Below are 13,011 nucleotides of genomic sequence, written 5' to 3'. Positions count from 1 at the left end.
GCATGTGACATTCATTCTGTTGACGCTTCACTGCCTTACTAAAAATTAGATTTATCAATAACACAATTTAATAACATGTACAGTTATCAATTCAAAAATTGGGGACAGCGCAACAACGCTTGTAGGCTATGTATAGCCTCAATCCTAGGTAACATGCTGAATTGAGGTTACTTTTGGCTTGCGATTAATTTATAGGCGAAATTTTATTTACGGCTTATTCTCATGTTTGCGAAAATCGTTTGCTCCCTTTTGCTAAACCGTATTATTGCCTACGAGGAACTCTGTTCTTTGCTCTGTTTGAACTCGTTGTATTTTCGATACAAATTAAAAAGCCACTTCCCGATCAGAAATGGCTTTGACTGTAAATTCAGGTAATGTCGATCTAATTTGAATTATGGGTATACAAATGCACATCTTGTTGCGGGAATGGAATTGAGATTCCTTCTGCATCGAGTGCTTTTTTCACTTTCTCGGTCATATCCCAATACACTTCCCAATAGTCACTGGTGTTGACCCATGGTCGCACAATAAAGTCGACGGATGAGTCATTGAGAGAGTGCACTCTTACCATTGGCTCTGGCGTCGGTAAGACTCGTTCATCAGCGAGCAAGATATCCATAAAAAGTTGTTTAGCTTTATCGATATCGTCCTTGTAGCCGATACCAAACACCATATCGATTCTTCGGATGTGTTCTGCCGTAATGTTATTGATCACGTCGCCCCAAATCTTGTTATTGGGAATAACCAACCTTTGGTTATCAACCGTTTGAATCGTTGTCGACACTAAGCTCATTTTGTTAACGGTGCCTTGAATATCATTCACCTTGACCAGATCCCCGACATCGTAAGGACGATAGATAAGGATCATCACACCAGAAGCAAAATTGGAGAGCGTATCTTGCAAGGCGAAACCGATTATAACACCCGCCACACCAAGACCGGTCAGAAGCGGCCCTAGTTCAATGCCCACCTGAGATAGCGCCACCAGCACACCAATAAACATCACGGCTTTAGAAGCTATTGATGTGAAGAAGTTTTGCATTAACACGCTGAAGTTCATCTTGGCGCTTTTTACGCTCATTCCGACACCAGTCGCAACAATGTTCGCAATCTTTCTTGCGGCAAACAGTATGGTGAAACACAGTAATAGTCGAACGAACAGTGATGGTGCTTTATCAACTAACCACAGCCGAAAAGACACCACAGTGTCTTCTAGAAAGGAATAAGCGACATCTACATCCAAGACGTCTTTTTGAAGGTGTCTTTTGATCTGATCCAGTAACGCGAGATGGTCTGTAGTATCAACATCGAGTCTATCCATGATTCCAATCGCAGACTTGAAGCTGTGGATCACGATTTCGAATTCTATATTTTGTAGTTCAAGAGCTTTGGCTAGTGCTTCATCATCGTCCTTCATAAAGGTACGGCGCTGTTCCAATTCAAGTATCTTAGCTTCTTTGTACAAAATGATGTTGGTAAGAAAGTTCACTCTTTCGTCCAATGATTGCTGGAACTGTAACTTAGCGGTATCCAATTCAATATCATGAGGTTCGAGTTCAACCAAGGTTTTCATCAACTGCTGGTAGTAAGTATCCATAAGCGTTGAGCGACGTTGAAGTTGCTCAAACAAGCTCCCTCTGTGCTCTTCACTTGCAGCGCGAAAGTCGTACGCCAATGTATTGATTTTACTCTCGCTCAGATTGAGCAAGCGCTGCAGCAACTCAACTTGAGATAATAAAAGGTTTGATGCTCTCTCTTTTGTACTTTGTCGAGCATGATTTTGTGATAAATGCGTTCTGAAATGATCATTCTTTCTTCTCAAAATGTTCTCTAAGAATTCTTGCTCATTTTCCGCGATATCTTGGGTTTGGTGCGCTTGCTCTAATGAAGATACATCGATGAGCAATGACAATTGTATTTCTTCTAATGAAGCGGCGTTAGCGATAGAACTAACTATCGATAAGAGGATAAAAATAAAAGTTGTTATAGCTCTAACTCTATATTGCTGAATCATTAACATGCCTTAGTTGATGTAATGACTTCCTTGATCGTGATAAATATTGAAAATGAACTCGACTAAGACCCTAAATTGAACAAGAGAAAGGAGCACCTACCCCTCGCTACTAATTTGTTGAACTCTATTGTTCTAATCCGTAATTCTTGGTCGATTAACAGGCCATTAAGCCCTGGTACGTTGGATCGTGGTGTTATGTGGTAGATCGCCGCAAATTCGTCAGCCAACGGCCGTAATTAATAAGGTGGAACGACTTAATGCGTAAACGTGCCAATACTATACAAAGCGAGTTCCGTTAACTGAATTCACATAAACTTAAGGATTGGTTAAGCAAAACTTTATGGTGATACCGTGGAATTTAATAATGTCGATTTGAATCTATTAAAGGTGTTCATCACCATTTACCAAGAAACAAAGCCTAAGAAAAGCCAGCGAAAAACTTTGCGTTACGACTCCTGCTGTTAGCCAAAATATCAACATTCGGCCAAGTTTAAATGGTTACTCGAAATCATAGAAACGTCCATTAACAAAACCAATAAGTAGCTATTTAGATTTCCTTTGGTGAAGTTCTCAATGGCTTTACCGGTTACGATTTACTTATTCTGCTTTTCAAACTATTCCAGATCTTGTCTCTTTTGCTTTTCTCTTCCTAGAACCAAACCGCCTCTTCAGTGCCTCTGCACCTGCCTTCTGACCAGCCTTCTGAAGGCGCATCTCCACCAAGGTAGTCTTTCAATTAACTAGAATTCATACCCAGTAGTCCTCTGAGTTAAAGCGAAATTGGTATTTTCTTTATAAACAAATAGAAACTAAAGAAAGGACATTACCTTGACTAAATTAACCAAAACCGTGTTAGCAATGGGTGCACTAAGCGTTGCTCAAGGCGTCGCTGCGGCAGACCAACCGAACATTCTTGCTATCTGGGCAGATGATCTTGGTTACTACAACACTAGCGCTTACAACCGTGGAATGATGGGCTACGAAACGCCTAACATCGACCGTATTGCTAATGAGGGTGCTATTTTTACGGATATGTACGCACAACAATCTTGTACGGCTGGCCGTGCTTCGTTCGTGACGGGTCAACACCCATTCCGTACGGGCCTACTTACTATCGGTATGCCAGGTTCTGCACACGGTATTCCTGACTGGGCTCCTACCATTGGTGATGCTCTTAAAGAAGAAGGTTACGCCACTGCACAATTCGGTAAAAATCACTTAGGCGATCAAGACAAACACCTTCCTACAAACCATGGTTTTGATGAGTTCTTTGGTAACCTTTACCACTTAAACGCGGAAGAAGAGCCTGAAACCTACTTTTATCCTAAAGACCCAGAATTCAGAAAGAACTACGGGCCTCGTGGCGTTATTAAAGCAACCTCTGATGGCAAAATCGAAGATACGGGTCCACTGACTCGCGCTCGTATGGAAAACATTGATGAGGACTTTACCGAAGCGGCTATCACGTTCATGGAGAAATCTGTAAAAGAAGATAAGCCGTTCTTTATCTGGTACAACTCGACTCGTATGCACGTTTGGACTCGTCTGAACGAACATTACAGCGGCATTTCTGGTCAAGGCATCTATGCCGATGGTATGGCTCAATTAGACGACAATGTAGGCGCATTACTTGATACTCTTGAACGCTTAGAGGTTGCTGACAACACGATTGTTATCCTTTCTACTGATAACGGTGCAGAGAAGTTCACATGGCCTGACGGCGGTACATCTCCTTTCCACGGTGAGAAAGGCACAACTTACGAAGGCGGCATGCGTGTTCCACAAATCGTGAAATGGCCTGGTGTAATCGAACCTGGCTCTGCGGTTAATGCGCTAATGTCTCAAGAAGACTGGCTACCTACACTAGCTGCTGCTGCCGGTAATGACTCTATCGTTGAAGACCTTAAAGAAGGTGTTTCTTTAAATAATAAAGATTGGCGTGTTCACTTAGATGGCTCGAACTTCATGCCATATTTTGAAGGAGAGGCAGAAAAATCACCTCGTGAAACTATTTTCTACTTCTCTGCAAACGGTGACTTCAATGCGCTTCGTTGGAACGATTGGAAAGCAAGCTTCGCGATGATGGAAGGCACAATGCAATCGGCTATTCGTCAAGCTCCTGCTTGGGCTTCAATTACAAACCTACGTATGGACCCGTTTGAAACCGCAGCGAAAGAATCTGGCATGTACACTCGTTGGATGGTAGATAACATGTGGTTATTCGTACCAATGTCTCAAGAAGTGATTAAGTTCATGGGCTCTCTAAACGATTACCCAATGCAACAAGGCCAAGGCTTCAGCGCCGCAGATATCAATTACAACACGCTAAAAATGCAAAAGCTAATTCAGCAGATGCAAGCACAAAACGCGAAATAGCGGAGCAAGGGTTAAACAGCGGAGCAACAGCTAGATAACCCGGCTACCGACCATTAAAGATAACTGACTAATTAAAGCCCCACTGGGGCTTTTTTTGTGAGGCATCAACAATCTTTTTTCTAAACCATGAATGCGCCATATCTGCATTACGACTCTTGTGCCACACCAGATACTCAGTACCAAGATCCGATTCAAACGGTAAAGGCGACAGCTTAAAATCATCCAGCAGGCCATACCTTTCAAGTATCGATTTCTGACTAATACAAAGCCAATCCGTCCCTCTTACCATATCAAGCATTTCAAATGGGCCAGGCGCCTTTCGTGCAACCTTTCTACTTTTCGCATACTTACTGGTTTTGGTTAACGGCGATTCTTTGGTATCCCACATACTATGAAGAACATGCTTCTCTTCAAGGTATTCTTCCAACGTAATCTCGTTCCCTAATCTAGGGTGGTTTTTATCATAAGCAACCACCATAGGTTCGCTAGAGAGCTGAATACATTCCATTGCAGGGTCGTTGATAGGCGTATGGACTATACACAAATCATATCGGTGTTGGCGAAGGTCTAGAATGATGTCTGCGGTATAATAAGGGTCAATATGAAGACCGATATCTGGTGTTTCCGCATAGAGGATATCGGATACACGCTTCATCAATGAATAAGTTGCACCACTAATACAAGCGACATTAAACGACCTTTCAATTTTTGTTGGGTCGAACTTTCGCTTACTTGGAAAAGTCGATTCAAAGGCATCGTAGGCCTGTTTTATCTGAGGGTAGATGTCATAACAAAAACTGCTCGGTCTATAACCTTCCTTTGTTTTCACAAACAACGGATCATCATAGGTTTCTTTTAGTCGGTTAAGCGCCTTACTAATTGCGGGCTGAGTAACGCCAAAACGTTTCGCGGTATTCGAGATAGAGAGCTCTTCCATCATGACAACAAAATACGGGATCAGACTAAAATCAGTGTTTTTCATGCTCTATTTACCAAACTAGCGTACTAAAGTAACTTTCATATCATTGAATTATACCGTATCAACCAAGCACTTCATTAACGACCCTTTTATTTTGGGAAGTCACCTACGAATTAGCATGCTAGAAAACGATGATTAACAGAACACAAAAAGCCCACACTTGGCAGGCTCAGGTAACTCAAAATCAGTGATGGCGTTTATTTGTTTTGTAACAGAATAATCTCATCATTCACCCAGCCTAATAACTGCTTGGTCGCTTTAGACAAGACTTGGTTCTGCCTCACAATATAGCCGAGGCTCGTACTAGAGAAGTTCGTTAATGGCGTCACTTTTGAGTTCAAATGTTGCTTAGTTGATATTGCAAATTCAGGAATGATAGCTACTCCAAAACCTGCTTCTGCCCAATCGATTTGAGCGTCGACACTCCCTACTTCCATTACCCTGTGATTCGGTAAGTTTAGGCTTGGCAAACCTTCATCAATGAAATCACGGGTTCTCGTATCGTGGCCAAGTAGAATCAAGGTGAGTTCAGTATCTACATCGTCGTCTTTAGCCTCGTTTTCGATCTTGCTATCAGAGTCTTGCATGTCGAGGCCATCGCCTAACGCACACCATGAAAGCTCTTGCAGCTTGGTAAAATACAGCGACTCGTTTTGCTGTTCTTTCGCAATCACGAAACCAAGATCCGCCTGAGCATTCTTAACTAAACTCGATGCCTGAGATGAGGTGGTATTCAACAAGGTAAGGTCAATACCCGGATACTGCGCTTTGAACTTCTGGAAAGGACGGATCAATAAGAATCGAGAAATGATGTCACTCACAGCGATGGTTAACGTCCCTATTTTGAGATCGTTAATCGCATTGAGATCGGCCTGACAAATCTGCAGTTCGAGTAACGTTCTTTGGCTCGTTTCTAATAGCCTTTCGCCTGCTTGAGTCAGTTGAAACGGACTTCGCTCTATTAACTTGATGCGTGTAAGTTGTTCCAGTTGTTTTAGGTGCAAACTCACATTGGGTTGTGTCATGTGCAGTGCATTGGCCGCTTTACCAAAATGCTTGTATTCCGCTAGCGTCACAAACGTCTTCAACAAATTGATATCCAGCATCATGTCCTCTCTCTCGTGTTACTTAGATCATTCCCTAAAGTAAAGAATGCCCCATCGTCACTCCCTACAGTGAGGGACGAACGTGATAGGGAATCTCGCTTATGGGTTAAGACTTTAGAGATATATGAAATCCTTATCAAGATAATAAAGATAATTAATTTCTCTTATCCACTTTGTAGGCCTAACATGATTTCTCAATCAGTCAGGAGAAAAATTATGCCATCTATTGTTGTTGTAGGCGCAAACTGGGGCGACGAAGGCAAAGGCCGTATCGTTGATTTTTTAGCAGACCAAGCTTCTGCTAGCATTCGCTTTCAAGGCGGAAACAATGCCGGCCATACCGTAGTAAACGACTTCGGCACGTTCAAACTGCATCAACTGCCTAGTGGTATTTTTAATCCTGATTGTACGGCGGTTCTTGGCCCTGGCATGGTGATCAGCCCTGCTGCGCTAACTGAAGAGATTGCAGAAGTACAAGCGGCTGGCATCAAAGTGAAAATGGCGATCTCCGATCGTGCAACACTTTGTCTCCCTTTACACGCTCTTGAAGATACGCTTGAAGAAGAACGTTTAGGCGATGGCGCTTACGGTTCAACACGTCAAGGTATTGCGCCAGCGTACGGCGATCGTGTGATGAAGAAAGGCATTCTTGTCGGTTGGCTGAATCAACCTGAGATTTTAGAGCAGCGCATTCAATTTTTACTTGATTGGAAGATGCCTCAACTTAAGGCTCTATACCCTCAATGTGATTTCACTCAGACTGCTTCTGAAATGACAGAGTGGCTACTTGAAGTGACTAAAGCTTGGCGACCATTCATCTGCAACGTGACTGAGCCTCTTAAAGCACTGCAATCACAAGACGCGAACCTACTGTTTGAAGCTCAACTTGGTGCAGGCCGTGACCTTGTCTACGGTGAATACCCTTGGACGACGTCTTCTAATGTAACCGCAGCTTACGCGGGTATCGGTAGTGGTTTACCTGCACTTCGTCCTGAGCGTGTAATTGCTGTTGCTAAGTCGTTCAGCTCGTCTGTTGGTACTGGCACGCTAGTAACTGCAATGGAAGAACAAGACAGCTTCCGTGAAAGCTCTAATGAATACGGCGCAACAACAGGTCGCCCACGTGATATGGGTTACTTTGATGCTGTAGCTACTCGCAACGGCGTTGACCTGCAAGCCGCGACTGAGATCGCTCTGACTAAGATTGATTGCCTGTCTGGCTTGTCTGAACTTAAGATCTGCTCGGCTTACTCAGGTGAACACACTGAAAACCCGATTTGGCCACAAACGGCTGATCTAAAGCCGGTATATGAAGACATGGCAGGTTGGGACGAAGACATCACTGGCTGCCGCACGTTTGAGAGCCTTCCTCAAGCAGCACAAGATTACGTTACTCGTATCGAAGAGTTGATGGGTGTTCCAATCGTAATGGTATCGGTAGGTCCTGAGCGTGAGCAAATGATCATTCGAGCGTAGTTTAGAAAGCTACTACATCTAAGCCCACACTAGTGGGCTTTTTTGTGTCTGTCATGAACATCTAAATCTTGTTCTTCTTGTTGAGGTACATGTTTTCATCGGACGACTTTATTAGATTGATGATATTGAAGCTTCGAGAGTCTGCAGTACCACAACCATATGAAAAACCGAGTGGCACCTCATCATCACAACGAAAGCCTTCAATGAAATCATCGAATTCAGCGTGAATTTTATTGACCAACTCAGGAGCATAACCAGCCTCTTCTGAGTGTATGACGACGATGAATTCATCACCACCAACCCTAGCCGATATGATGTTGTACTTTGCATTGTTTTTTATGCATGACGCAAAGCCAGAGATATAGTCATCACCTTTGAAGTGGCCATAGGTATCATTAATATACTTCAAATTATCCAAGTCGAAATACAAACAAACGATCTCTCCGTCGCTGATGTTTGCTTTGTTGAATTCGTGGAAAAAGCCCCTTCTATTCAGCAGCGTTGTCATGATATCAAAGTGACTGTTTTTGTATAAAATCCGGCTCTCTTCTTTTAATAAGATTTCAGAACGCAGCAAGGTTGAAATATTTTCAATCAAGTTAACTTGGCTTTGCGTATACGTTGTTGGGCTCAAATCAAACACCAAAAGCACCGCAAACACTTCGCCATCAATATCTCTTACCGGGACGCCGCAAAAAGACTTATAAGCATCTGCTCCCTTTGCCGAAACGGATTCACCATCAGAGTGACCACTCAAATAGACCGTGCGATTTTCGTTATGCACATACTCACAAAAGAAGCTAATTCTGCTCTTGTGCTGGTTGCAAGATATGTTCGAGGAACTCCAAACACTTTCAGAACCAGAGCAACTCAAATCAGAGATCATAATAATGCCTGCATTAGATGCATCCATTATGTCTCGTATATTATCCAATATAGATACCCACGTATCTATATCGATATTTTTTTCCATCCCTTCAGAAGAGATTTTATCAAAAAGCATCAATATTTCTTTAGTGTCAGACAGTTAAACTTGATTGAATATTCATTAGAGTCCGTTATAACAAAATTCTAAAAGCGATGATTTAGGGTGGCTATTGCCAAGCAACAACCAACCCCAACATCCTAATTTTCCAATTCAACGCTATCATTTTCAGAAGCCCAAATTTCTGAACGTCTATTCTTGGCTCTACCCTCTGACGTTGCGTTGGAGGCAATAGGTTTACTTTCACCAAACGAACGAATCACAAGGCGATTTTTCTCGACACCATCCGCGATTAGACCGTCCGACGTCGTCAGCGCTCTTTGAAGCCCCAATGCTTGGTTGTAACCTGCTTCGCCAGTGCTATCAGTGTGTCCATCCACCGTAATCACACTGCCGTTAGTCTTTAATTCGCCTGCAAGTTGACTCAGAGCTTTACTGCCCATCGGCGATAAATTGTGTTGGTCAAAACCAAAATGAAGACGTGCTAGTAGCCCTTGACGCTCTTGGTTACTGATCCAAGTCTTACATCCTGACTGGTTCATACCTAGATTGGATTGACCTGCTAACGCCTGTTTTAGCTCACTGCTGTCAGACGGCTGCTCTATTTGTAAAAAGCCCTGTCTGTGCTGTGCAATGCCAACAACATCATCAACCATGACACTGTGTTGATATTCACTAAACGCAGTGTCGCAATAAACGCTGATACCTTCTTCCGCATGGGCGATAAGACTAAATTGCAATGTCGATATGACGATTGAACTGATCATTAACTTTTTCATATTTTCCTCTAGTACAACTTAGTGATTCCGCTTGTTTTTGAACCTTTACGGATGAGTTCTTCTATCTTTTCAATCAATTCATCTAGGTTAGATACATCGATAATGTCTTCATTTGGGTCGACAACGCAGTCTTGAAAACCACTTTGCTGAGATGCTCGAAAATCAATTCCGATGACACCTATGTATAAGCCTGGTATTTCTTCTCTTGCTTTGTCACACATGCCTCTGTCGACTAACCCTTTGAGGATGCTGTTATTCGGGCTCTCCTGCCCGTCACTTAAAATCAGCAGCATCTTAATTTTCTTGTTATAGACTTGCTGTTCTTCTTGATCGGAACTGTTCGGGTCACCATCATGGAGCACCTGAGAACCTCTCAAAATACCTTGAAAAGCCGCAGTCCCCCCGTCTGCCCACATCGAATTAATCGGGTCTAAATCTGACAGCTTGTTTGATAAGCGAATGTTGGAAAACTGCGATGAATTGGAAGAACCATGCGCGTTAAATAGCTTAGTCCCACTCACGCCATAGAAGTCCGGCTGTAACCCCGACTTATCCGTAAACATCGTCGAGACTGAACTCGGGAAATCAACGTAGTTGTAGACATCTGCAACCAAGTAATTATCTTGATAAATCACATCCTGAATGCGTTTCGCATACCGTCGATTGTCCGCTTTTGGATTGGGACAATATGATTGCCAATTCGCACAGTTGATCACCTCATTTTGCGAATAGGTGCGCCAGTAATCCCAGTTAACATCGTTGTAGGAATAAGGTGATACGTTCGTTTTATAGTTATCTTTGTAGCTCAGCTGGCTGGTCGCATTAGCTTTATTGCCCGAGACGATTTCCCTCGTTCGAACGTTAAAAGGCACAAAGCCAACTCGGTTAAGCAGCTTGTCTCCGGTTGTATCTTCTCCCGGTTCGTCACAAACGTATTTCCACTCACCATCGACATAGTCCTGTTTAATCGATGTGCAAAGAATTTTGCTGGATATTTCATCGATGGCTGTCTTTAGATCATCGATTTTTATGTGTCGACTTGAGCCCCATCTATCGTTCATTGAACCAGAAAAGTCCGACACAAAAACAATGTCGATGTTGTTGTCACCAAGATAAACAGGGTACTTTCTCGCTAACGAACGTCCCGCTAAGTCTTGCTGCTGATCAAACGAAGGGATAAAGCTACTCGCGAACCAAGAGTCATGTGTCGTCTTGGCATTCACTGTGTATTGGATGTATTCCAGAACCCCAGTGCCCTCGTCTTCCGCTTGGTGAAATCGGTCTGCAGAAAGGTTGGTTGATTTGATGTCTCGAACATAGTTTTCGACATACTTGGTCGCCAATCCACGAGCCTGATCCGGTTGATCTTCAATCGTCACCGCAATCGCAGCAGCCTCTGCTGAATCTCGTAATCGGCTAGTCTCTTGAACATAACGTGTGCCTTCAACCGCCCAAAAGGTCATGCCCATGATTGGCACAAGCAATAAACCCATCCAAACCGCGGCAACCCCTTGCTGTCTTTGGAGACTGAGATGCTGGCGATTGATATGACGATCGTGCTGCATTTTCATTTCATTATCTCCCAGGCATGATTGAAGAAGAGCCAATCTTAACCGTGGTGCTGGTGCCACCGTTGAAGAAGGGTTTAAACCAAGAGCTTTGCTCCTCACAAAGACTGATTCGGTACAATGGATACACAACGCCCTTTTCTACCGGAGCTAAACCCGCATGCTCGAGAATCGAATCGGTTTGGCAATTTAAGTTTCTGTACGTGCTGGTTGAAAATTCAGCGACATTAACTTTATTGGTCAATGACTCTATCTTGATGGCCACGTTATCGACTGGTGTATTGAGCATTCGACTTGCCACTTTAGCCATGTCTTCTAACTCTGAATTAGTTACAGGTAGGTTTTGACCTGCCAACACGTCGGCATCAAAGTAACGAGTACGCTCTTTGATCACATTGACTAAAGCAAAGCTGGATCGATCGAGCTTGGCACGCACGAGTAGCTGATGACTCAAGTCTGCGCCAAACAGATAAACACCCCACAACGCCACAAGGATGAACAGCAATTCAACGGTAAATGAACCTTGCTGGCGAATCGCGTAAGACACACGTTGTTTACGGCGCATCATTATCCCACCCCTCGTGTTCTAAGTTCAAAACCATAGTGCTTGAAATATCCCTATCCGCAGCACCAGCCAGTTTAATGACTGGGGTATAGCGGTAGGTCACGGTGATCTCGGCTAAGTCGTAATTGAAGTTCAACCCTTGATCAGAGTGTCCCCTGTTCGCGACGAAATCGTCATAGGTTTTGAAGTACTGACCTGCGATAGAGAACCTTGAGCTATCAATTAAGAAGCTCCATAGATTGTCATCATCTTCGATTAACGATTTGAACTTATTTTCGTATTGCTCGTTGATCCCTTCGCCTTCATATATTTTGGTATTTCTGATGGTTTCTCTCAGCGAATACTCTGTCATATTCACAACGTAGATTTGGTAACTCGATTCGAAGATCGCAAAGGTGGCGAAAAACAGAACAAGCGCACCCAACACAAACTCAATCGCCGTCACGCCCTTCTGCCTATTAAGACGCTTCATCGTTAACTCCTAATTGAGTTAATTCAGCGGCGATACTCTGGATCTCTTCTGCTGAAAAGTCGCCTTTGAGTAACTTTTTGGCCGAGTCGATTTGCTGGGTTTTCATTAGTGCGATAGCTAGGTTCGCTTTAACGATCTTATTCGCCGGGTCTTCTTTTAAAACCGGGGCTAGCGTTTCTATCGCTTGTTGGTAGTCACCATTGGCCATTTGAATCATCGCAATGTTGTTCTTAACCACGACATCGTCATAACCGCGTAAACGGGCTCGATTCAGTTCTTGGTAAGCTTCATTAAACCTTCCAACCTTGGTATACGACACGCCGAGCAAGACGTGAATTTGACCCGTTGCATTCCCCACCTCGATAGAAGCTAGATAAGCGGCAATGGCACTTTCAACGTCATTTTTTGCATCAAACACTTGCCCTTCTAACTGGTACAAGTTGGGGTTTTCAAACCCCTCTTTTTGCAAATGCTGAACATAGAAGTCTGCCGACTCGATATCCCCTTTATGAAAATATGCCCATGCCAGTTTCTCCTTTACCTCTGGGTCTTCGGAACCCTGCTCTAGCTCGGATTTGTAATAACTAATCAAGCCGTCATAGTTCTTCACTTTTTCCATGCTAGTCACGTCAGCAAGCTGCAAGTCTTGTGCTGAAGGGGCCGATTGACAGCCCGCCAACGCACTCATCGA

At 43.5% G+C, this 13,011-nt stretch carries 11 protein-coding genes and 1 pseudogene; 3 read left to right on the top strand and 9 right to left on the bottom strand.

Annotated elements, in window-relative coordinates; translation table 11 throughout:
- Nucleotides 1–382 precede the first annotated feature (382 nt).
- Nucleotides 383–2,014 (bottom strand): mechanosensitive ion channel family protein, encoded by a 1,632-nt coding sequence (locus AC3CKG_RS07330; RefSeq protein ID WP_488529118.1) that lies wholly within the window; start codon nt 2,012–2,014, stop codon nt 383–385.
- Between the two features lie 351 nt (nt 2,015–2,365).
- On the opposite strand from AC3CKG_RS07330, the pseudogene AC3CKG_RS07325 reads away from it, so the two are divergent.
- Nucleotides 2,366–2,489 (top strand): annotated as a pseudogene (locus AC3CKG_RS07325) (LysR family transcriptional regulator); the annotation flags it as partial.
- A gap of 383 nt (nt 2,490–2,872) precedes the next feature.
- Nucleotides 2,873–4,390: an arylsulfatase gene (locus AC3CKG_RS07320; protein ID WP_488529238.1), complete on the top strand. Its 1,518-nt coding sequence runs from the start codon at nt 2,873–2,875 to the stop codon at nt 4,388–4,390.
- A 67-nt stretch (nt 4,391–4,457) separates the two neighbouring features.
- On the opposite strand, the gene AC3CKG_RS07315 is transcribed toward AC3CKG_RS07320, so the two are convergent.
- Together AC3CKG_RS07315 and AC3CKG_RS07310 are read right to left on the bottom strand one after the other, a co-directional pair.
- The gene (locus AC3CKG_RS07315) at nt 4,458–5,372 is read right to left on the bottom strand and encodes a LysR family transcriptional regulator (RefSeq protein WP_488529117.1); all 915 of its coding nucleotides are present in this window, start codon (nt 5,370–5,372) and stop codon (nt 4,458–4,460) included.
- 194 nt (nt 5,373–5,566) lie between these two features.
- The gene (locus AC3CKG_RS07310) at nt 5,567–6,478 is read right to left on the bottom strand and encodes a LysR family transcriptional regulator (protein ID WP_488529116.1); all 912 of its coding nucleotides are present in this window, start codon (nt 6,476–6,478) and stop codon (nt 5,567–5,569) included.
- 213 nt (nt 6,479–6,691) lie between these two features.
- Between AC3CKG_RS07310 and AC3CKG_RS07305 the strand changes: the two genes are divergently transcribed.
- Nucleotides 6,692–7,951 carry an adenylosuccinate synthase gene (locus AC3CKG_RS07305; RefSeq protein ID WP_488529115.1) on the top strand — a complete coding sequence of 420 codons (1,260 nt, stop codon included), beginning with the start codon at nt 6,692–6,694 and terminating at the stop codon, nt 7,949–7,951.
- 61 nt (nt 7,952–8,012) lie between these two features.
- Here the strand turns inward: AC3CKG_RS07305 and AC3CKG_RS07300 are convergent, their stop codons facing one another.
- From AC3CKG_RS07300 to AC3CKG_RS07275, 6 genes are all read right to left on the bottom strand, one after another.
- The gene (locus AC3CKG_RS07300) at nt 8,013–8,954 is read right to left on the bottom strand and encodes a sensor domain-containing diguanylate cyclase (RefSeq protein WP_488529114.1); all 942 of its coding nucleotides are present in this window, start codon (nt 8,952–8,954) and stop codon (nt 8,013–8,015) included.
- A gap of 122 nt (nt 8,955–9,076) precedes the next feature.
- Nucleotides 9,077–9,715, bottom strand: coding sequence for an OmpA family protein (locus AC3CKG_RS07295; RefSeq protein ID WP_488529113.1), 639 nt, complete (start codon nt 9,713–9,715; stop codon nt 9,077–9,079).
- 8 nt (nt 9,716–9,723) lie between these two features.
- Complete coding sequence (locus tag AC3CKG_RS07290; protein ID WP_488529237.1) at nt 9,724–11,280, bottom strand: TadE/TadG family type IV pilus assembly protein; 1,557 nt, start codon at nt 11,278–11,280, stop codon at nt 9,724–9,726.
- Nucleotides 11,281–11,290: 10 nt separating this feature from the next.
- Nucleotides 11,291–11,848, bottom strand: coding sequence for a tight adherence pilus pseudopilin TadF (gene tadF, locus AC3CKG_RS07285; protein ID WP_488529236.1), 558 nt, complete (start codon nt 11,846–11,848; stop codon nt 11,291–11,293).
- Nucleotides 11,838–12,320, bottom strand: a complete 483-nt coding sequence (locus tag AC3CKG_RS07280; RefSeq protein ID WP_488529112.1) for a TadE/TadG family type IV pilus assembly protein — start codon at nt 12,318–12,320, stop codon at nt 11,838–11,840. The genes tadF and AC3CKG_RS07280 overlap by 11 nt, the downstream gene beginning before the upstream one ends.
- Nucleotides 12,307–13,008 carry a tetratricopeptide repeat protein gene (locus AC3CKG_RS07275; RefSeq protein WP_488529235.1) on the bottom strand — a complete coding sequence of 234 codons (702 nt, stop codon included), beginning with the start codon at nt 13,006–13,008 and terminating at the stop codon, nt 12,307–12,309. The genes AC3CKG_RS07280 and AC3CKG_RS07275 overlap by 14 nt, the downstream gene beginning before the upstream one ends.
- Between the last annotated feature and the right edge of the window lie 3 nt (nt 13,009–13,011).

The organism is Vibrio sp. QJM3NY_15, from assembly GCF_057785995.1.
Note: the sequence above shows the minus strand (reverse complement) of the source record. Positions and strands in the feature narration are given on the sequence as shown.

Coding starts and splice junctions, on each gene's coding strand:
- AC3CKG_RS07300 (WP_488529114.1), bottom strand. CDS start 8,954: ATGCTTTTTGATAAAATCTCTTCTGAAGGGATGGAAAAAAATATCGAT.
- tadF (WP_488529236.1), bottom strand. CDS start 11,848: ATGCGCCGTAAACAACGTGTGTCTTACGCGATTCGCCAGCAAGGTTCA.
- AC3CKG_RS07330 (WP_488529118.1), bottom strand. CDS start 2,014: ATGATTCAGCAATATAGAGTTAGAGCTATAACAACTTTTATTTTTATC.
- AC3CKG_RS07315 (WP_488529117.1), bottom strand. CDS start 5,372: ATGAAAAACACTGATTTTAGTCTGATCCCGTATTTTGTTGTCATGATG.
- AC3CKG_RS07290 (WP_488529237.1), bottom strand. CDS start 11,280: ATGCAGCACGATCGTCATATCAATCGCCAGCATCTCAGTCTCCAAAGA.
- AC3CKG_RS07280 (WP_488529112.1), bottom strand. CDS start 12,320: ATGAAGCGTCTTAATAGGCAGAAGGGCGTGACGGCGATTGAGTTTGTG.
- AC3CKG_RS07275 (WP_488529235.1), bottom strand. CDS start 13,008: ATGAGTGCGTTGGCGGGCTGTCAATCGGCCCCTTCAGCACAAGACTTG.
- AC3CKG_RS07305 (WP_488529115.1), top strand. CDS start 6,692: ATGCCATCTATTGTTGTTGTAGGCGCAAACTGGGGCGACGAAGGCAAA.
- AC3CKG_RS07320 (WP_488529238.1), top strand. CDS start 2,873: ATGGGTGCACTAAGCGTTGCTCAAGGCGTCGCTGCGGCAGACCAACCG.
- AC3CKG_RS07310 (WP_488529116.1), bottom strand. CDS start 6,478: ATGATGCTGGATATCAATTTGTTGAAGACGTTTGTGACGCTAGCGGAA.
- AC3CKG_RS07295 (WP_488529113.1), bottom strand. CDS start 9,715: ATGAAAAAGTTAATGATCAGTTCAATCGTCATATCGACATTGCAATTT.